18 protein-coding genes, 1 pseudogene and 1 riboswitch are annotated in these 21,101 nt (G+C 44.2%); of the genes and pseudogenes, 4 read left to right on the top strand and 15 right to left on the bottom strand.

What is annotated here, in order from left to right; all coding sequences use genetic code 11:
- Positions 1–46: 46 nt before the first annotated feature.
- From QMK20_RS04310 to desA, 5 genes and pseudogenes are all read right to left on the bottom strand, one after another.
- On the bottom strand, positions 47–685 hold the full coding sequence (locus QMK20_RS04310) for a deoxynucleoside kinase (RefSeq protein WP_283654735.1): 639 nt from the start codon (positions 683–685) through the stop codon (positions 47–49).
- Positions 682–1,305: a deoxynucleoside kinase gene (locus QMK20_RS04305; RefSeq protein ID WP_283654734.1), complete on the bottom strand. Its 624-nt coding sequence runs from the start codon at positions 1,303–1,305 to the stop codon at positions 682–684. Before QMK20_RS04305 ends, QMK20_RS04310 begins: the two co-directional genes overlap by 4 nt.
- Positions 1,306–1,486: 181 nt before the next feature.
- Complete coding sequence (locus QMK20_RS04300) at positions 1,487–2,086, bottom strand: response regulator transcription factor (RefSeq protein WP_283654733.1); 600 nt, start codon at positions 2,084–2,086, stop codon at positions 1,487–1,489.
- Positions 2,083–3,216, bottom strand: a complete 1,134-nt coding sequence (locus tag QMK20_RS04295) for a sensor histidine kinase (RefSeq protein ID WP_283654732.1) — start codon at positions 3,214–3,216, stop codon at positions 2,083–2,085. The genes QMK20_RS04300 and QMK20_RS04295 overlap by 4 nt, the downstream gene beginning before the upstream one ends.
- 72 nt (positions 3,217–3,288) lie before the next feature.
- A pseudogene (desA, locus tag QMK20_RS04290) lies at positions 3,289–4,343 on the bottom strand (Delta(5) desaturase DesA).
- A gap of 219 nt (positions 4,344–4,562) precedes the next feature.
- A riboswitch (ZMP/ZTP riboswitch) is annotated at positions 4,563–4,647 on the top strand.
- Between the two features lie 113 nt (positions 4,648–4,760).
- On the opposite strand from desA, the gene QMK20_RS04285 reads away from it, so the two are divergent.
- Together QMK20_RS04285 and QMK20_RS04280 are read left to right on the top strand one after the other, a co-directional pair.
- Positions 4,761–5,627: a bifunctional 5,10-methylenetetrahydrofolate dehydrogenase/5,10-methenyltetrahydrofolate cyclohydrolase gene (locus tag QMK20_RS04285; protein ID WP_283654731.1), complete on the top strand. Its 867-nt coding sequence runs from the start codon at positions 4,761–4,763 to the stop codon at positions 5,625–5,627.
- Positions 5,624–6,259: a cyclodeaminase/cyclohydrolase family protein gene (locus QMK20_RS04280; protein WP_283654730.1), complete on the top strand. Its 636-nt coding sequence runs from the start codon at positions 5,624–5,626 to the stop codon at positions 6,257–6,259. The genes QMK20_RS04285 and QMK20_RS04280 overlap by 4 nt, the downstream gene beginning before the upstream one ends.
- A gap of 182 nt (positions 6,260–6,441) precedes the next feature.
- Here QMK20_RS04280 and QMK20_RS04275 read toward each other — a convergent pair whose 3' ends face one another.
- Positions 6,442–7,464, bottom strand: coding sequence for an ABC transporter substrate-binding protein (locus QMK20_RS04275; RefSeq protein ID WP_283654729.1), 1,023 nt, complete (start codon positions 7,462–7,464; stop codon positions 6,442–6,444).
- Between the two features lie 314 nt (positions 7,465–7,778).
- Positions 7,779–8,171: a winged helix-turn-helix transcriptional regulator gene (locus QMK20_RS04270; RefSeq protein ID WP_044646631.1), complete on the bottom strand. Its 393-nt coding sequence runs from the start codon at positions 8,169–8,171 to the stop codon at positions 7,779–7,781.
- 142 nt (positions 8,172–8,313) lie between these two features.
- Here QMK20_RS04270 and QMK20_RS04265 point away from each other — a divergent pair, with 142 nt between their 5' ends.
- Positions 8,314–8,988, top strand: coding sequence for an NAD(P)H-dependent oxidoreductase (locus QMK20_RS04265; RefSeq protein ID WP_283654728.1), 675 nt, complete (start codon positions 8,314–8,316; stop codon positions 8,986–8,988).
- Positions 8,989–9,044: 56 nt separating this feature from the next.
- On the opposite strand, the gene QMK20_RS04260 is transcribed toward QMK20_RS04265, so the two are convergent.
- Both QMK20_RS04260 and QMK20_RS04255 read right to left on the bottom strand, forming a co-directional pair.
- Positions 9,045–11,924: a DUF3863 domain-containing protein gene (locus QMK20_RS04260; RefSeq protein ID WP_404580115.1), complete on the bottom strand. Its 2,880-nt coding sequence runs from the start codon at positions 11,922–11,924 to the stop codon at positions 9,045–9,047.
- Between the two features lie 488 nt (positions 11,925–12,412).
- Positions 12,413–13,111: a hypothetical protein gene (locus tag QMK20_RS04255; protein ID WP_283654726.1), complete on the bottom strand. Its 699-nt coding sequence runs from the start codon at positions 13,109–13,111 to the stop codon at positions 12,413–12,415.
- A gap of 216 nt (positions 13,112–13,327) precedes the next feature.
- Between QMK20_RS04255 and QMK20_RS04250 the strand changes: the two genes are divergently transcribed.
- Positions 13,328–14,056, top strand: a complete 729-nt coding sequence (locus QMK20_RS04250; protein ID WP_283654725.1) for a GNAT family N-acetyltransferase — start codon at positions 13,328–13,330, stop codon at positions 14,054–14,056.
- Positions 14,057–14,170: 114 nt separating this feature from the next.
- Here QMK20_RS04250 and QMK20_RS04245 read toward each other — a convergent pair whose 3' ends face one another.
- The 6 genes from QMK20_RS04245 to rlmD form a co-directional block, all read right to left on the bottom strand.
- Positions 14,171–15,550, bottom strand: coding sequence for an amino acid permease (locus tag QMK20_RS04245; protein ID WP_283654724.1), 1,380 nt, complete (start codon positions 15,548–15,550; stop codon positions 14,171–14,173).
- A 513-nt stretch (positions 15,551–16,063) separates the two neighbouring features.
- A complete protein-coding gene (locus tag QMK20_RS04240) occupies positions 16,064–16,285 on the bottom strand; it encodes a helix-turn-helix domain-containing protein (protein WP_044647052.1) in 222 nt (73 codons plus the stop codon).
- Between the two features lie 300 nt (positions 16,286–16,585).
- Complete coding sequence (locus tag QMK20_RS04235) at positions 16,586–17,029, bottom strand: HEAT repeat domain-containing protein (RefSeq protein WP_283654723.1); 444 nt, start codon at positions 17,027–17,029, stop codon at positions 16,586–16,588.
- Positions 17,030–17,671: 642 nt separating this feature from the next.
- Entirely contained in the window at positions 17,672–18,196 is a 525-nt protein-coding gene (locus QMK20_RS04230; protein WP_283654722.1) for a VOC family protein, read from the bottom strand.
- Positions 18,197–18,347: 151 nt separating this feature from the next.
- Positions 18,348–19,310 (bottom strand): helix-turn-helix transcriptional regulator, encoded by a 963-nt coding sequence (locus tag QMK20_RS04225; RefSeq protein ID WP_283654721.1) that lies wholly within the window; start codon positions 19,308–19,310, stop codon positions 18,348–18,350.
- Positions 19,297–21,006, bottom strand: a complete 1,710-nt coding sequence (rlmD, locus tag QMK20_RS04220) for a 23S rRNA (uracil(1939)-C(5))-methyltransferase RlmD (protein ID WP_283654720.1) — start codon at positions 21,004–21,006, stop codon at positions 19,297–19,299. Before rlmD ends, QMK20_RS04225 begins: the two co-directional genes overlap by 14 nt.
- Between the last annotated feature and the right edge of the window lie 95 nt (positions 21,007–21,101).

Raw genomic sequence — 21,101 nt, 5'->3', positions numbered from 1 at the left:
GTGTAACACAAAAAAACCGTCCTCACGGACGGTCAACAATTTTTATTTATTTAGAAATTACCTTGCCTACCTCTACCAAAATGGCATCCATAGAAGCGGGATCATGCACGTCATATTCATCAATGTTCAGACGCAGCACAGGACAGGCATCGAACTCGTTGATCCAATTGGAATATCTGCGATACATTTGCTCCCAATAAGATCGCTCGGTCTGGATTTCCATTTCACGACCGCGCTCCTCGATCCGGCTCAGTATGGATGGCAAGCTGCCTTCCAGGTAGACCAGCACATCCGGGTGCGGGAAAAACGGTGTCATTACCATCGCCTCAAACAAACTGGTATACGTTTCATAATCCGTAGGGTTCATCGTCCCCTGATCGGCATGCATTTTCGCAAAAATTCCTGTGTCCTCATAAATCGAACGGTCCTGCACAAAGCCTCCACCGGATAAGAAAATATTTTTTTGCTCCTTGAAGCGCTCGGCCAGAAAATAAATTTGCAGATGAAAGCTCCATCTTTCGAAATCGTGATAAAACTTCTCCAGATATGGATTATGATCCACCTTCTCCAGTGAGGTTTTAAAGCCCAGGCGTTCAGCCAAAGCAGCCGTTAGTGTGGATTTCCCCACACCTACCGTGCCCGCTACCGTAATCAGGGCATTCGCGGGAATGTTGTATTTATTCATTGAATAAGCTCCTTTACATCAGAAACAATCTGTTCAAATTGTGCTCGGTTTTCTACAAAATCAATCTCATTCCCGTTAACGGTCAATATCTTGGGAAAAGGAGCCTGTTTGGCAAGAAATTGTATGCCATTATCATAATCGGTGATGAGCTGCTCCAGATATGCCGGGTCCATCTCCTGTTCAAAGGAGCGCGCCCGTTTGCGAATTCTGCCCAGCAACGTATCCAAATCGGCTTTAATATAGATGATCATATCCGGCTTAGGCATATCGTCGGTGAGCAAATGATAGATTTGGCGATATTTTTCGAGCTTCACACCCTTTAGGGTTCGCTCAGCAAAAATCAGATTTTTATAAATATGATAGTCGGAAATAACAGGCTGTGCCTTCTCAATATATTGCAGGCCAGTATCCTCCAGTTGCTTGTACCGATTGCAGAGAAAGAACATTTCCAGTTGGAAGCTCCACTCATCTATATTTTGATAAAATTTATCGAGAAACGGGTTCTCCTCGACAATCTCTTTAATAATCGGCATATGCAGCTCCGTTGAAAGCATGGAAGCCAACGTCGTTTTTCCTGCTCCGATCGGCCCTTCAACGGCTATAAATGGGGCTTGTTTCATACGATTCCGTTCCTCCTTGTACTACGGTCCATCCCATGGACAGCTATCCTATTGTATCACAAGGAAGTAGACTAAAGGCATATACTTTCTCTTATGTATCCTCCGATAAAACAACAAAACAGGGGAGCTATGTCTTCCTTCATAGCTCCCCTGTTTCTCCTTGAACATTTCTGCCTTACGCTTATTTAAACCAGCCTTTTTCATTAAAACGCGTAATCGCCTCAATTCGATTGCTGACACCCAGCTTATCCAGAATGACTGAAATGTAATTGCGCACCGTTCCTGTCGTTAGGTACAGCTCACCGGCAATCTCTTTGGTGTTCTTCCCATCAGCTATGAGCGACAAGACGGTCTTCTCACGCTCGGTCAGCGGGTTAACTTCCGCATAAGCATCATCGACCAGCTCTGGAGCATAAATGCGGCGGCCTGCCATAATACTTCTAATCGAGGAAGCCAGTTCTTCACTGGGACTGTCCTTGAGCAGATAACCGTGCGTGCCTGCCTTGATGGCCCGTTCAAAATATCCGGGACGGGCAAATGTGGTCAGAATCAGCACCTTGCAATTCAAGCCTTTGAGTTCCTCAGCCGCATCCAATCCGCTTTTGATTGGCATTTCGATATCCATGATGCATATATCTGGCTGATGCAGCTTGACCAGCTCTAAAGCCTCTTCCCCGTTGCTTGCTTTTCCGACTACTTTCATGTCCTCTTCCAAGTCCAGCAGGGAGGCCAAAGCACCCAGCAGCATACGCTGGTCTTCCGCAATGACGATTCGAATCATGGCCCCACCTCCTCATTTGGCTTTTCAGTAATATTCGGCACTTTTATGATCAGGGCCGTTCCCTGATCTGAACGCAGCTCCATACACCCGTTCACAAATTCGAGCCGTTCCTTCATCCCTTGCAGACCATTCCCCCGAAAGGCTGCACTTTCTCCCGTAACGCCGACTCCATTGTCCTGAATCCGAAGGGTCAGCTCCTTACGAGACGGCTCAATGGTAATGGAGCAGGCTGTAGCGCCACTGTGCTTCACCACATTGGTCACCGCCTCTTTCATGCACATACTAAGCACATTCTCGTTCATCAAAGACGTATGCTCCAGCTTTGGGTCGCCCTCCAAGGTGAATTCAATGTGAGCAGCCTTTAAAATCTGCCGAATACGCAGTAATTCATCCTCTAATCGCATACCTCGCATCTGAGTGACCATTTCCCGCACTTCTTTTAACGCACTTCTCGCCGTAAGACGAACATCGTTAATTTCAGCGTGAGCCCGCTCCGGGTACTGATCCATCAGCTTGCCAGCCAAATCACTTTTCAGTCCGATGAGTGACAGCTTTTGACCGAGAGTATCATGCAGGTCGCGCGCAATTCTTTGCCGCTCCTCCAGCTTAATCAATTCCGATATTTTCTTATTGGCATCCTCTAATTGCACTTGAAGCCGATCACTTTTATTTCGGTTAAAAGTGGTTATCGGAATCAAGATTACACCAAGCAGATTCAGCAAAATAAAGGGAATCTGCTTAATAAAAACAGGATTTCCAGAAACAAAACCATAATTGATCAATCCAATGGTACAGACCATCAGAACAATATACAATGTAGTGAATGCGGCCTTGCTTTTGATATTACCAATCAGGAAAGCGATAAATATCGAGAAATACATATAGCTGAATAACAACGTCATGGTAATGGATATCGCAATCTGTACACTGGTCCAGAAGTAGATCAGCCAACCTTGAGCGACAAAAGCCAGTACATAACAAGCAAAAAACACTAAAATAATGATGGTACCCAGCACAATATGGCTTGTAGATGAGGAGCTAAAAAAATAGAAGGGCAGGATATAAAAGACGACCCATACATAAGGGTTAAGTCCCGTATTTCTTTGAAAAATCTGATACCATTTTTGCATCCTGCCCACCCTTTATCATTTCACTAATTCAGCTTATATCCCTTATCTTATCATACCGTGTTTCGTACAAAGTTATTTTCTTTCCGTACTCACAACAGGTGTGGGGACGGGTTTCGTAACGGCAACACGTTTGCTGAGCAACGGCTTCACTTGTTTAAAGGTCAAAAAGGTTTTCGTGCTTTCATCCCAAAGCCGGAACTTCAGAGATTGCAGACTTGTGCTCACCGTGATAGTCGTCGCTTTTTGAAGCTGCGGGGTGGCATCATGCGCCTTCTCCAAATTGTAATTCGGTACTTTCGGACTCAAATGATGAACGTGATGGAAGCCGATATTGCCCGTAATCCATTGCAACACCTTAGGAAGCTTATAATAAGAGCTGCCTTCTACGGCTGCATTAATATAGCTCCACTCTTCATCATGCTCAAAATACGAATCCTCAAACTGATGTTGTACATAGAACAACCAGATTCCCAGCACACCTGATACAAAAAAAATAGGTGCCTGTATCAAAACAAAATTTTGCCATCCGATGGCCCAGCACAACAGAGCGTACAATACGACGAGGGATACATTCGTCAAATAGGTGTTCATTTTTTCCTTGCGTTTTGCCTTCTTTGTGTTAAAGCGATAGGAAATCAAAAAGTGTAGATCGGACCGAGTCCGAACATCCCCCATGGACTCCGGTATACACGATAAGCCAGTCGTGTCCATGCAGAAGCTTCTACATACTCTTCCACCGTAAGCACCCACATATCACCTGTGCCTCGTTTGTCCAGATTACTGCTGGTTGCATGGTGGATCGCGTGGCTATTTTTCCATTGGTCATACGGGCAAAGTGTAATAATACCTGTAATCGTGCCCACAATGTCATTCAGCCTGCGGCTTTTGAAGAACGATTGATGACCGCAATCATGAAAAATGATAAATGCTCGTATAACAAATCCGGAAGTAATAATAGTAATCGGAAGAGTCAGCCAATACGATACCGACAGACTAAGATAAGCGGCATACCATAGCAGAATCAGTGGACCCAGGGTGTTAATGAGTTGCAGAACGCTGGATTTCGTGTTTATTTTCTCGTAGGGAGCCATATTTTTTTTCAATTGGGCTAATGGGAGTTGTGTCATACTTATTTATGATCCTCCTTTAAAATGACGCCCATACTTTGATCTCGTCAGGCGTACATGTTGATCTAACCTCAGTATAAGGGGATACCTGTGTTGGATGTAGTCATAAACGTCAGTTCGGGAATATGACATTTGTCATATAGACAAATAACATGACCTCTTTGCCAATTGTTCACGGGTTTCTTTTCGGAAGATTATTTGTTAAAATATAAGGTAAATAACGCTGTATGTGACTGGCGAAGTCAGTGGAATCAACCACGAGGGAGCATACAATGAAAGCGTGCCGTTCGCCTGGGAGAAGTATTTGCAGAGGATTCGTCTGTCGTGACGACCTTGTGCAAATACTTTTTTTCGTTTTACAAGACCATGACACCCTGTTGATTCCATCATGCGATAAATTCAGAGGAGGTTCAGACTATGGCTATCATTATGAAATCCAAAGAAGCAGCTGAGCAAGTGTATGCAACGATCCGTAACAAAGTAGAACAAATGAAACAGCAAGGGCATCTCCCTCATTTGGCAACACTGTTGGTAGAAGGTGATCCGGCCTCTGCCTACTACGCCCGGACCAAGCAAAAAATAGCGGAGAAGCTGGGCATCTCCTTTCATCTTCATACCTTTGACCGCCATGTAAGCGAAGCTGAACTCCTTCACCTGATCGGCAGCCTGAACGAAGCCTCTCATGTACATGGTATTATGCTGGAATTGCCTCTTCCCCAGCATCTATCCGCCTCCGCCATTAAACAATCCATCGCCCCATACAAGGATATTGATGGAATTACCCCAGGCAACAAGCTGGCTACCGTTACAGGTGAAGCCGGGTTGTATCCCGCTACGCCTCAAGCCTGTATTGAGCTGCTCAAGCATTACGGTCACACATTGGCAGGCAAAAATGTCACCCTTGTCGGCATAGGACAGACAGTGGGACTCCCCCTTTTTCACATGCTGCAAAGAGAAAATGCCACCGTTACCGCCTGTCATGCAGGCACACGTGATATTGCAGAGCATTTGAGCCATGCAGACATTGCCTTTGTCGCAGTCGGATGCCCTGATGTGATTACACAGGATATGGTTCATCCCGGTTTGATTTTGGTAGATGCGGGAATTAACGAGACGCTGGAGGGAAAAATAGTGGGGGATGCCGCTTTGGACGTTGGGGAAAAGGTACATGCGATTTCTCCGGTTCCCGGCGGTGTCGGCACATTAACGACTGCAATCTTGTACAAAAATCTGCTCAAAGCGATTGATCTGCAACACTACTCCAGAGAGGCGGCCTATTCATGAGTGAACTGTCGTGGAGTGATTCCATCGGACATTTTCTAAGAGAGGCTGGAAGTGCAGCACCTACTCCCGGCGGAGGAAGTGTATCCGCACTGGCAGCGGCACTGGGCGCGGCTATGACCTCCATGACCGCCAACCTTTCCCAAGGAGAAAAGTACGCGCATGTTCATGGACAAATCGCCGAAGTGATTCACAGCATGGAAAACCTGTTCACACGCTGTGAGGAACTGATGAACGCAGACATTCAATCCTTTGAACAATACATGACCGCATTGCGCTTGCCCAAAGAAACAGACGAAGAAAAACGCTATCGAACCCATTCCCTACAGACCGCGGTGATCGCCGCCATTGAGGTGCCGATGCGTTTGCTGGAAGTATGCCGGGACGGAATGCAGCGTGCCTACAGTATCGTGGAGCTGTCCAACAAAAATGTCATTTCTGATCTCGGCATAGGGGCGATCCTGTTCGAGGCTGCCGCCCAATCCGCCCTGCTCACCGTTGACATTAACCTTGCTTCCCTGAAAGATTTGGATGCCAAACACGCCTATGAAGCGAAAACGGCTGCACTCATTCGTGAAATTGGACAAATCAAAGCGCAAACCTTATTGATCGTACGCAGCCGAATAACGGGCTAAGAAATAACCTCCAAATCCATCTCTAAGCATGGGTTTTTGGAGGCTATTTTTTTTGGAATTGATTTGTTTTGGATATCTTAGAATGTAACCGATTGCAACAAAAAACGATCTCACAAAAAAAGCACCTCACCCACGGCCATACTGCCCATGTAGTAAAATGCTTACGAATGTGGATCATATACTTATTTTTTCGCTTTATTCTCTGTTTCTCTTTCAATCAGCATATCCACGATCATATCAATCTGCCCGGTAATGGCGATAGGATCATAGCGATAGTACGTATCAAAGTCGTTAAAGAACACTCTATTGTTCTTCACCGCAGGCAGGTTCCCCCACACAGCGGACGATTTCAACTGCTTAAGCGCGTCTCCCTTTTTCTCCGGGTCATAGGTTGTCAGAAACATATAATCTGCGGCGTACTGTGGCAATACCTCCAGCGAAAGCTGTACGGTTTGTTCCTTGGAGTTGGTCGTTTTCTTCGGCATGTTCAGCTTGAGTGCATTGTATACCGCTTGTCCTCCACGACCTGCATTGTCACCGAAAATCCAAAGAGCGTTTTTGTCCGTCAGCTCATACAGACCAAAGGTAGCATTGGGATCAATGACGCCTTTAAGACGTTCGCGGCCTTCGGCAGCCTTTTTATCAAATGCAGCAATAAATTGCTCTGCTTTCTCTTTCTCCCCGGTGATATCACCAAACAGCTTGACCGTATCGTAAATATTCGTAGTCGTTCCGTAAGGAATATACAGCGTAGGTGCAATTTTGGACAATGCCTCATAGTTGGTATCCTTCATCACCACAATCAGATCGGGCTTGAGTTCCAGCGTCTTCTCCAAATTGGTCGGGTCACCCACCTCTTTGGTCCCTTTTTCCTTGAGCAAAGCAGTTATGAAAGGATTTTGAAAGGCCGTCGGCTCCACACCCACCACATTAGCCCCTACGGACAGTAATTCTCCGCCGTAAAAATCCGTCACAATACGCTGCGGTTTGGCCGGAATTTGAATATCCCCTTTGACCGTTTTAAAGCTTCGCATCTGACCGTCTGTCGTATCAGCATTTTTCTCTCCAGTGGAAGCTGACTCTTGCTTATCTCCTGGAGATGAAGCGGAATTACTTCCATTGCTGTTTCCGCCGCAAGCGCTAACGAATATAGACAATACGAGCATCATTGCAGCCAAAATAAAAAACGATTTTTTCTTCAACATATTAGCCCCCTATGTATTGTAAAATTGACCTTTTCAATTGCGTGATAATGATTATCAATATCGTATGAAATATATCAGGCAGCTTCCCTGCTGTCAACTTAAAATCGAAGCTTCAAAAAAGAGAGGAACTGGAGAATACCTGACCAAATCATCCGATGAGTGGTTCATTCTTATGAATCATTTGATTCCAGTCTCTCACTGGATTTATGCAAAATGCTCTTATTGATAAAGCGTAAAAGGCACTACGATATATGCTCTAGCATACGATCGTAAGTGCCTTTTTCGCGTACCTGTATTGATAGATGAACATCCCTCTACAAGCCGGGCTTGGATGGCTCCATGCAGCTTTCTGATGAACGATGCCTGGTTTTATATTCTTCTCCCCAATCCTTCATTAAGTTAATAATCGGAGTCAGAGTTCTTCCAAATTCGGTTAGAGAATATTCGACTTTGGGAGGAACTTGCTGATAGACTTCACGGTGAACTACACCATCCTCTTCCAGCTCGCGTAACTGGAGCGTCAGCATGCGCTGAGTGATCCCCGGACAGATTCGCCGAAACTCACTAAACCGCTTGGTTCCATACATTAGATGATATAAGAGAATCCCTTTCCATTTGCCTCCAATCACATCCAGTGTGTACTCCACCGGGCAGGCCTGATCCTTTCCATCGGGACATTCTCCAAAGCCGCCTTTCCGATTTCGCATAGGTATTTTTCCTCCTAGTATCATTTTGTATACTACAGCACATTAATGTGCGTACTTCTAAAACGGTCATGTATATTCTAATATTAAGCATGCCACTTGATAAGCGTCAATTCAATCATTATTCACAAGGAGTGAATGAACTATGGAAACCTTAACAACTGCTAAAAATCAAATCTTATCTGCATATGAGTTCAGACATGCTACCAAAGAATTTGACAGCCATAAGAAAATCAGCGACTCGGACTTCGATTTTATTCTCGAAACAGGTCGTTTATCCCCCAGCTCGTTCGGCTTTGAACCCTGGAGATTCGTTGTCGTCCAAAGTAACGCCATGCGTGAGAAGCTGCTCCCGTACTCTTGGGGAGCCAAAAAACAGCTACCTACAGCGAGCCATTTTGTACTCATTCTCTCCAGACTGCCTAAAGACATGTTGGCCTCATCCGAATATATCAAGGGTGTAATGGAAAACGTACAGCAATTGCCTGCTGAAGTGGCTCAAGGCAAAGCAAAGGTATATGATGACTTCCTGAAATCGGATTTTGAGCTGGAGGAAAATGAAAGAGCGATGTTCGAGTGGGGTTGCCGACAAACCTACATCGCACTGGGCAATATGATGACAGCGGCAGCTCAAATCGGAATTGACTCCTGTCCGATCGAAGGTTTTAATAAAAACAAAATTGAACAAATTCTTTCCGAAGAAGGCATCATGGATGCCGAGCATTTCGGCATTTCCTGCATGGTGGCTTTTGGATACCGTCTGAATGAGCCGCGTGGAAAAACTCGGCGACCTGCGGATCAAGTTATTGAATGGGTATAACTAAAGGACGAGTAGACCAAAAAGAACCGAAAGCGATATGCTCTCGGTTCTTGTTCTTACTGATAGTTCACTTCTTCTGCGAAGTAAATCTCCTTCAAACGATCCTTAACGCGCTGAATTTCCTCTGCTGTTAACGGAGCCGTAGGCTTTAGCTTGAAGTTTCTTCCGGTGACATAGCTTACATCCGTGTTCCTATCCAGGTTGAATGGTGTTTTGGGAACCGGATTTCGGGTATAGTCGGTAAAATCAATAATGGACCATGCCGTATCTCCATCCTCCTTGGATAAAATGATCCGCTGTGAAGCATTTTCAGTCCACAAGTAACGCAGATTGGCTGGTGAATTATTGGAGTCCATAACTGCCTTAATGCCGGAACCCCTAAACATGAGCGAAAATTCCGTATGATCATTATTCGATCCAGCTAACGATTCATAAATCTGTTTCAGCCCGTCCACTCCCACAATCTCGACCTCGCGGTCAGCAGGGAAGTGATTCACAAAGTTCTCCCATATTTGAGACATGTTATGGTTCTTGGCAAGCCAGTTGATGTCCAAAATAATGGACATGTAGTTTACCGTATTTAAACGTTGATACGGGTTATCTAAATATTGCTGTGCTATATACAGTTGTGGTGCCGCATCCGTTTCAGTCACATATGGGTCGCCTGGATGGAGAGTCCAGCGTGAGGAATCCTTTGTATAGCGTGATCCAATGGGATCAATCGTAATCGAGTTCATAAACACGATACCACTATTATTTGCAAGCCCCTGTGCTGGAACAATCGGATTATCCTTATTGGACCAGTAAGGCATCAAAGGTGAACCTTCACCATACATGCTGTTAACATTATACTGTGTAGCCGACCACCCCATCGCTGAAGTGATCTTAAAATGATCTTTAAGCCATTGGGCCTGCTCAGGGTTCACCGTAAAACTGGTCAATGATTTAGGCAGATACTTCCGGTATTGGTCTGTATCCATGCTTTCAAACACCGAAGGTGATCCCAACGACCCGGATTGGTGCAGCTCATTGAGTGCATTATAACGATACATATACAACCACTCGTTCATCCGTGCTTCCCATTCAGGGAGTGCGTACAGATTATTCGGATACCCGTCCAAAATCCCGACTTCATCACCGTACTGATCCACATATTCCAAAACCTTTTTAAGCTGCGGGCGATTCGTTTCTACAAAAACAAATCTATTTTCCATGGCCCAGGTCACTTTTAAGTTGGGGCCAAATTGATCCATCAGCAATTGACGAGCCTGCTCAATTTGGTCTACCGTGGTCGTACTGCCCGCATCTTGTCCCTGTAGCATCATTGAGACAGCAAAATATTGCTTTTTGCGCTCTCCCGGTACTACCGTTAACTCGGCATCGGTTATGAAGTGAATTCCCTGAGATGGTGATTCAACCTCGATCTTGAATGGAATGACAGAGTTCACTGTAGGAATCAGATGCAGATTGGCAATATGTCCATCCTCGTCAAATATGCCTCTGGAATCCTCTATCCGAAGCTTCAAGTCTGACGGCAACAAACCTGGCGGTATGACCTCTCCCTTTGCATTTTGAAATACATAGGGCATACTCCAGGCTACAGGGTCTAGAGTAGTGGCCTGTGAAATGGTGTATGTCGCCAAGTATACGGAACTGATTACACTCGGGTCCTCTACTGGAGGAGTCTTCCCTTTCACGATCAGCTTGGTTTGTGCTTTAAGCACACGGTAGGGTTTGGCAATTGTGACTTCTATCTCTACAGGGATGTAACCATCAGCATCAGGAATATTTTGGGAACGAGCGATTTTCCCTTGTTCATCAAAAACACCTAATGTATCACTAAATGTGTAAGTGACACTTGTGACGCTGACATCGGGAATGCTTACCAAGCGTCCTTCATTGTATAGCTGAAAGGACAGCTGATATGCAGGATACGTTTCCGGTTGATTTACCAACTCCGGCGCCTTGATTACAACCTCATCCACTACAAAATCCGAGGAATGATCCGGTGGAATCACCGGTGGTTTCGGTTTCGGTCCCGGTGGCGGCGGCGTTACTGGCGGTATTACTGGCGGTGTCTCTGGTGGTTTAGGGCCAGGTCCCGGTGGTATAACTGGCGGTTCAGGCTTCGGCTCTGTTGGTGTTATCGGCGAGTCCGGTGGATCGGGCCTTGGACTATGGCTTTTAGGCTCTTCGATTTCTGGATTCGCACGCTGGTGACTAATTTCCGGCGCCAGGTCGACCACTACCTTCTTCGATTCTGGTAGGCTGATCGGCTGATTTGTCGTTGCTGCTCCATTTCCTAATGACTCCAGCAAACGCTTGGCACGTTCTCTCAGATCGTCACCGCCTAGCCATATCCGATAAGCAACCAGTGTAGCATCCTGCCGTTTCACAGACTCTTTGGGGTGGAAATAGTGATTTGTATCCCCCTCCATCAGTTCCAACCGTTCCATCAGCCATACGCTCGTTTGTGCATAGTCTGATATATCAGACTGATCCACAAAACTGGATATACTGGAAGCGCGGGTATCTTCAGAAACACCGAAATACCTGGCATACCAAACTGCCATATCCTGGCGAGTCATATTGTGCTTTGCACCGAATAACTGATCACTAATTCCTTTGGTAATGTTCTCTTCCTGCAGGGTCTGCACATAAGATAAAGCCCACGGCGACACATCTGTAAAAGGAACAACACTTCTGGTGTTCGACGTTCGTTTTACGGTTTTAGCAAAGATACTCGCCCACTCCTGCCGCGAAATAAAATCTATGGGCCGGAAGCTGCCATCGTGATAACCAGTAACAACCCCTTGAGAAGCCATGGCTTCAATCGCATCAGCAGCGTAGGAATGCTCAATATCGTTAAAGGCCCTGTCTGCAAAAACAGGTACAGTATGTACGCAGAACAACCAAACAGCTAGTAAACCAGCCATGTACCGCCTAATTCGTTGTAACTCTTTTTTACATTTCATAAGATTCTAGAGCATTTCCCCTCCTTTATGATGTAATACCAGATCACTTCCCCCTGTGCTCCTTTTCATTTGTGAAAATTATCTCTTTTGTTTTCAAACGAATTCTCATAATCAGTGACACCAAACTGTATATACTTGAATTATCGGAATAATCTCCCTAGGTTTGAATAAAGACAGTAAAAAAAGTCGCTTTAGGTATGCTGTATAATCCGTTAAATCGTCATTATTTTAAAGCCATATATCCCGATCATTTAAAATGGTTTTCATTGGAAATCAAATTTTCAACCCTTTTCTTCCATCACTGTATGTTCTCATTGCCAGCGTAGAAATAAAAAAGATAACATCATGTATATAGTCCCGGATGGGTATACACTATGTTATCTCTACTATTGCAGATCACTCTCACTTACTTATTTGGATCACTTATTAGCCATCCTATATCATCTGGGTTATTCTTTTGTAATAGCACCATTAAAAACATAATAGTAACTCTCTGAAATCCCATCTTGCGGATAAGCTGCAGGATCTTCGCTTGTTACTTGGCCTACAAGCTCCCGATTTATAAACGTGTGAGGTCCTTCCTCTATTAGCGCTTCAGCAGACATACCACTGATAGGTCTTACGGTACTGGACCAGAATGTAACTAAATATATATCGTCAGGATTAAATTGAAAGCGTCCTTCACTTGATGTCCCCTCATAAAACAGCTCAGACAAAGAAGTCGCTTCTGACCCTCTCATAAAAATTCGAATATCACTAGTTCCATTCCATCTATGAGGAATTCCACCTCTGGGATTGATATACTCTACAACCTCAGGCTCTTGATCGCGAAGAAAATCAGTAACTGTAAATTTGTAAACCGCATCCGTTATGCTTACGGTTACAACTCCAGTTGTTTTCCCCGTTTTATAGCCGCTGAAATCTCCATACACATTTGGGGTTTGGCTTAAAGCGGCAAAAAAACTTTCCTGATCCATATATTCTATTCTTCCAGGTACTGCAGTCAATCTATATGTCTTCACCTCAGTACCCTTGTACTTGTCCCAAGTATATTCTGTGGTAGCTGCGTAAGATACCCCGCCGTTCCAGCCCAATGATGCTACTACTAGCAAGGCTAACATCAAGAGCAATGACCATTTTTTCAACATCTTCCCCTTAACCCCTCTCCATTTGCACTCCAATTATTTAATAAAATTATAGCTTCTCTAAAATTCTATTAACAGTTAAAATTTAGAAGAAAGTATAGATAATTTATGTCCTTTGTATATTGGCTAGACCTAAACAAAATTAGTGCTTTCTTTCTATTTCTTTTTGGCTTATTATTCGTTAGTATGTATTATTATTCATTTGTATGGAGGATACCTATGAACCTTAAAATGATTGAAGAGCTATCCTTGAACAACTGGCAGCCCCTGTCCACTTTGCTTTACGATGGATGGATTTTGCGCTTTGCAGATGGTTATACCAAACGTGCCAACTCGATTCATTATTCAACCTTTGACCTCGATCATAAAATTGAAGAGTGTGAGAGCTTATATTTCAATCGTAACTTGCCCGCAACCTATAAAATCACTCCCTTTATCCATCCTGAGCATTTAGATCGCATTTTAGAGGAAAAGGGCTATTCCCTCATTGACCCAACAAGTGTTCAAACCTTGAAGCTGGATAACCTAAGCAGCCCCCAACTAAATTCGGTGAACATAGATGAACATATGAATGAAGAATGGTTAGCGCATTTTTGCAGACTTAATCGTGTGGAAGTTCATCATAAGGGTATCATGGAACGCATGTTATCTAATATCATAACGAAGAAAGGGTTTATCTCGCTTTATGACAACAATCAAGTTATTGCTTGCGGTCTTGGAATTATCGAAAGAGAGCATCTAGGTTTATACGATATTGTGACCGATTTAAATTACAGAAATCAGGGCTTCGGGGAACAAATGATATTACATTTGCTCAAATGGGGACAAGAGCATGGGGCCAGACACAGCTATTTAGCCGTTGTAGCCGATAATAAACCTGCACAACGGCTTTATGCCAAACTGGGATACTCGGAAGTTTATACGTATTGGTATAGGGTTAAAGCTTGAGCCGTTTTTCCGTTTCCGAAGTAAGCTGCTTTTACCTTGGCAAAAGAAAAACCGAGCGAACTCAGGGAGTAACCTGAATCTCGCTCGGCGTGATCTCTGCATTTTAGCAGCCTTCTATTTCTTATCTAATTCTTCAATTCTCTGCCGCTTTCCTATGCCAAAGACAAAATAGCCGACAATGACGATTGCCATGAATGATGCTCCGACAATCAGTGACGTACGCGTGTCTGGATTGAACCACATTCCAACGATCACCAGGGACAAGAAGATAATGGTGATGTAGTTACTGATCGGGAAAAAACGAGACTTGAAGGGATGATTTTCCATTTCGTTCTTCCACTTTTTCCTGAATTTAAATTGGCTGATTGCCATTGCAAACCACGGTACCATGCCTGGAAGAACACTGGCGCTATAAATATACAGGAACAGCTTGGAATCAGGGATTAAGTAATTAAACAGCACTCCCACCAGCAGCAAGGAAATGGTCGCAATAATACTATTTCTGGGAACCCCGCTTTCGGAAACTTTCCCAAAGAACTTGGGGGCTTGTCCGTTTTTAGACAATGTATATAGCATTCTTCCAGCACTGTAAATCCCGCTGTTGCAGCCTGACATCGCGGCTGTGAGAACAACGAAATTGATGATACCCGCAGCGGCAACAATCCCTACTTTGGCAAAGGTTAGAACGAAAGGACTGCCGATCTCGCCAATTTGGTTCCAAGGATAGATCGTAACAATAACAAAGATCGCACCCACGTAAAAAATCAGAATACGCCAGATAATATTCTTAATGGCTTTTCGCAGCGTCATTTTCGGATTTTCTGCTTCACCCGCCGTAATGCCCACCATCTCTATACCCTGATAAGCGGCCGTTACAATACAGAGCGCAAATAAAAATCCTTTTAAACCACCTGCAAAAAAACCGCCATGGCTGTACAGATTGGAGAGACCGATCGGTTGCCCGCCGTTCCCCAGGCCAAAGAAGATCATACCCGTGCCAATAATCAGCATAAAGATAATGGCGACAATCTTAATCATGGCAAACCAAAATTCAAATTCTCCATAAAATTTCACAGCCGCCAAATTGGCTAACGCAATAATGATGACACCTGCCAAGGCTGGTAGCCATTGCGGAATGTCAGGGAACCAATAGCCCACGTACACCCCAATGGCAGTAACCTCCGCCATCCCTACAGTAACCCATAAAAACCAATAGCTCCAAGCGGTCAAAAAACCGGCCAAAGGGCTAATATATTTATGTGCAAAAGTAGCGAATGAGCCTGTCACCGGTTCGAGAATCAGCATTTCTCCCATCATCCGCATGACAAAAAACATAATAATCCCGGCTAAGAGATAGGCCAACAGCACAGAAGGCCCCGCCCATTTTATCGTACTTGCTGACCCCATAAACAAGCCAACGCCAATGGTGCCTCCAAGCGCAATCAGCTCAACATGCCGTGGCTTTAGCCCTCTCGTTAATTGTTTCGATTCCAAAAAAACGCTCCCCTTCGTATATGTTCATCATCAAACTGAAAGATATGGAAAACAGCCCCTATCCCAAAAAGGATATCGAGATATCAGGCTGCCGTGATGCTGATTTTGCCAATATAGAGATACTTCATCATCCGAGTGCGCACAAGGAAATCACGTCCAAATATGAATCAAGCCTTGCTGTTCCTGAGTCCGACCCTGTAGCAATGAAAGAATTGTATGACAAAAAAAACGGAAAATCAACACTTGTTAATTAACCAATGGTTAAAGAATAATGGTAAAAAATAGAGGAGCAAATTTGTCGTTGCAACAGCTTATTCACTATGACCACGCTTAGAGCTAATATATTTCACGGAAACGTGTTTATCAACGACAAACTTCACTATTACACCATCAAAAATGATCATTTTCCTACAATTTATCTACAGATAATTCTTAGTTGCTTTCTTTGCATTCCTGATATGTATTTCATAGCTTGCTCAAAAAGTATTCCTTTAACGTTATAGAATAGAAATATTATTGGTTTGTATCTTTCACATACTTGAGCAATTCTCCAGGCTGGCAATCCAGCGCAGCACAAATACGGTCAAGTGTATCCAACGTAATGGATTTAACGTCTGCCCCACCGTCAGACACCCACTGACTTATCGTATTGGGGCGTATCCCTGATTTTTTTGCCAAAGCATACATCGTCATTTCCCTGTCTTTAAGCATTTCATCGACCATAAACTTTATCATTTATATACATCCTCAGTTCATTTTATTTTGAATAAATATAATAACCATAAATTATCTAATACCGAGTCGGAATACACTCAATTCTCCAATGAATGTGACCCATATTTCAAAGAAATTCGGCAATTAAATAAGATATAACACATTAAAAATCACACAAACGAGGAAAAGATACAAACATACCCACTCCCAATATCATAAGTAAAAAAAACCTTAACAAAGATAACCCCTTATCCCTGTTAAGGTTTTGTCTGCATTACCAGTAACAATCCTTAAAATACATTCAGTTGTAGGATTCCGACATTATCTTGTGGATAACGAGGCCCATTTTTGCTCCAGCCACTGATCAAACTCAGCACCCTTGTCACCTTCATAGACGTCAAAAATATCGACTCTCATCTTGTGCAACTTCTCGCGAAAATCGTTATAGGTATGGTCGGCTGGCAGGCTTTTTTTAATCCGCACCAGGATCTTCGTCAAGCCCTTAACAAGCTCACCCTCTTTGCGCACAGGGGGCTGTACATTCTCGCCCCATTCCTGAAGCTTGCGGTAAGCGGCTTCCTGAACGGCATATACCGTATCATTATTCAATCGGTGTGTTAGCACGTCAATCGTCTGTTGGTTCTTCCATGCACCCAGATCATTCACCGCAGCTAGACGCGTTTTCCAATCGGAGGTTCGGTTTACGGCTACTTTAAGCTGCTCATATACTTCTGTAAATTCCTGTTGAGTTTCGTTGTTTTCCAAAATAATCTCATCCTTTTCTATATCTGAGTCAATCTATATTCGATCCTATAACGGTTCCACCATCAGAACGCTTTGTTCACCTGTTCTTCAACCCTGTGACTTTACTAAAAAATCACTCCATTTGATGTTTATCATGATTGCCGTTTGTTAAATATAACATACTTGCAGGTCTTCTTCATATCTCGAACCATCTTCTTTATTTACAAACTTACGTGGAAAGTTAAATTGAGCTGTTGATTGGTCAGGCTTTCTTGGTTTGTATCACCAGAATTCATACAAAACTTCATCTATCCATCTGCATTTTTAGTTGGAGTAGCACAAGCTTTTATGAAAACGTATGTTCGTTTATAATTAGTGGGTTGAAAAATATATTCAGCATGAAAAGAGGAGATTCATATAACCATTCATTATAGACATAAAAAAGAGGACGTGAATACGCTCACGTCCTCTTTTCGTCCCCAACGAACCCCTCTACTCACTCTACGCCCTTATATACCAAGCGTGCGATGCTCTCCACATGCCTTGTGGCGGTGATCATGATGCCATATGAAGCTGGTAGCCCCTTGGCGACACGGTATATTTTCGAAGGGTTGCTTTTTCAACCTTAAAATTTAACACTTTTTATCAAGACAGTTATTGCATTTATTCTCCACTAAAGCTTTTGGCCCATTCAGCAACCCTCCGACTACTTTCTTCTTCTGACAAATCCTCAATCCTAGTCATAATAGACCATCTTACTCCAAAAGGATCCAATATACTTCCGAATCGATCACCTGAAACAAAGCTTACAACCGGTTCCCTTACTTTTGCTCCTCTTGCTACCGCATTTTCAAGTACCTGATCAACATTAATTACGTAAATTCCTAAAGAATAACACGCATTGTCTTCATCTGGCGGCAAGGCCAATTTATATGCCGGATTCGCTGCTCCCAGCTGCAAAAAACCATTTCCAAAATCTAATTCCGCATGAGCAATTATTTTATCGCCATTTCCATCAGGATATTCAGTAACATCCTTAACCCTTGCATTGAAAACAGTTTTATAGAACTCTATTGCCTCAGAAGGATTCTTCACTGTTATAAATGGGGTAATAGATGTAAAGCCGTTGGGTGTTCCATTCTTTGTATATTTACCTGACACTCCCATATATTCTCTGCTTTCAGTCATTTTTACTCCTCCTTTAAATGATCATAACATATCAATTTTATGCTTATACCTTCATTGGATAATTCATCAAGTGATACCAACTTTCCATCGGTAATCAATGATTATCATCATTATAAAATAGCTTCACTGACATCTGCTGTCAGTGAAGCTATTAAAGTTGATAATATTCCATTAACTCCGACGCAACAGCAACAAGTTTTTCCTTCAAACTCTGTGGTTCGATTACTTGAATGGATTTCCCGTAGGATAGAAGAAAATAAGGGACATATATATGAATTGATTTTTCCTCAAGTAAAAAGATTGCTTGATCTGATGTCCGCTCTTTCAGATGATGCCCCATAAACCAATGCAGGCATAAGTCATCCAATGCCTCTGACCTGCCCCCGATAATTAAAGAAATTAACCCGTCCTTGCCCACTAAATCAGGTAACAGATTTTGCATAAAAAATTCACGGGCCGAAAAAGCTTCGGGACGCTTAAATATGATTTGAGTACGCTTGATTTGTAGAATTCGATCTGCCCGAAAGCTGCGGATCTCATTCCTTAGGTGGCAAAATGCAACAGTATACCATTTATTGTTCCAGTAGACCATTCCATAGGGGTCTATCACCCTATTCTTGGGTTGTTCTTCATGGCTTGTGCGATAATCAATTTCTACAGAGAATTCGTTTGCTACAGCCTGCTCCAATTCCGCCAATACCGGCTGAACAGAAGGGTCTCCCATGCGGTTTATAACTTCAAATCCGGCTAAATGACGGCTAAGTATACTTTCCTGCTCCTGATTCGAATACATTTTCAATTTTGATGTCGCATTGCCTAACGCCTCACTCAAAGGGTATCCGGCTTCTTTTGCAAAAACAGCAGCATGAAGGAGTGCCTTTTTTTCTTCAATATCAAATAGCAGAGGTGCTCTGATAAAATTATTCAGCAAGCTATACCCGCCATTATGACCTGTGTCGGATATTATAGGCACTCCACTGGCACATAGTGCATCAATATACCGATAAACTGTCCTTATATTTATTTCTAACTTTTCGGATATTTGTTTTGCAGTCATTTTTACGCCTGAATTCAGCATCCATAGAATGGCCAGCATATTATCATTTTTTGGCATAAGATGAATCCTCATCTTTTATTTTCCAACAATCTTTCAACCTTTCAATCCTCACAACAGCCTCCACATGCACCGTATGCGGGAACATGTCTACGGGCTGAACCTCCACCGTTCTATACCCTCCATCCTCCAGTATCCTTAAATCCCGTGCCAGCGTGCTCGGATTGCAGGATACATAGACCACGCGCTCTGGCTTCATCTCCAGAATGGTTTCGAGCAGGCGAGGATCGCAGCCCTTGCGGGGTGGATCGACGACGATGACGTCGGCTGTGATGCCTTGCTCTTTCCATGCGGGGATGACGTCTTCGGACGCGCCTACCTCAAACTTCACATTGCGCATATTGTTCAACAGCGCATTACTCCGTGCATCCTCAATAGCTTCTTTGACGATCTCCACTCCGTATACCTGATCCGCATGTTGAGCGAGGAACAAGGAAATGGTGCCGATACCGCAGTATGCGTCGATCACCGTTTCTTTACCCGTGAGTCCGGCATATTCGACGGTTTTGCTATACAGCACTTCGGTTTGAACGGGGTTCACCTGATAAAAGGACCTCGCGGAAATAGCAAATTGGACGTTTCCGATGTAATCATAGATCACGTCACGGCCCCATAGTACACGGGTTTCGTCGCCAAAAATAACGTTCGTTCGCTTGGTATTCACGTTCTGGCAAATGCTTGCCACGTGTGGGATATGCTCACGAATACTGCCGATCCAGGCATCTGCGTGCGGGATATCTCGTCCATTCGTGACGAGGACCAGCATCATTTCACCTGTATGAAAAGCAGTCTTGACGACGACATGGCGCAGTAGTCCGCGTCCGGTTTCTTCATTATATGCGCTGATGCCCAGCGTCCGCCCAATCTCTTTAACATGTGCAACGACCTCGTCGTTACGCTCGTCCTGAATGAGACAGGTGTCCATATCCACGATACGATGACTGCCACGTGCGTAGAAGCCGCCGACAAGTCCGCCTTCGGTGACGCCGATCGGCACTTGGGCTTTGTTGCGGTATCTCCACGGCTCGCTCATGCCCAGCGCAGGAAGTACCTTTACAGCAGCTTGCTCACCTGCAATGGAACCTTCATTTCCCTCCACATTCAGCTTCCCGATACGCTCCAGCACGTCCACGACATGCTGGCGCTTCCAGCCTAGCTGCGCTTCGTAGCTCATATGCTGGATCTGACAGCCGCCGCACTGATCGTAGATGGCGCAGGGAGCTGCAATCCGGTCAGGGCTTGCCTGTACGATATCCAGCAGCTTGGCATAGCCATACTGCTTTTTCGTTTTCAGCACCTTTATCCGCACCTTTTCACCCGGCAACGCGCCTGGAACGAACAGCGTAAAACCCTCAACGCGTCCCACACCTTCGCCGTCATGGTTCATGCCGATGATGTCCATCACGGCTTCATCGTTTTTTTGCACTGGCAGATCGGTACGCTCTGCACTAACTCGGTTACGATTGGATGCATCCTGACTTCGTCCACCACGGGAAGCGCGATGCGATCCACGCCCTTTTTCCAATGTCTTCCGTTCCCTTTCCTGCTCACTTCCATTTCCTGTTCCAGCTCGAAGCTGTCCTTGTCCCTGTCCTCTTTCACTGTTCATCGACATGGTCTTTTTCTGCGGCTTCCCTTGATTGGGAGCTGCTTCATTCCGGCGGCTTTTTCCACGTCCGCTACGGTTACTCGTCATTATAGATGTCACTTCTTTCTGATAATCTTTTAAACCTGTTTATGCTCATGATCGGCATACAGCCTCATATATAATCACGCGGCCATCGCTCCACT

The organism is Paenibacillus sp. RC334 (assembly GCF_030034735.1).
Taxonomy (GTDB): Bacteria; Bacillota; Bacilli; order Paenibacillales; family Paenibacillaceae; genus Paenibacillus; species Paenibacillus terrae_A.
This window is presented reverse-complemented; position numbering and strand designations above follow the sequence as displayed.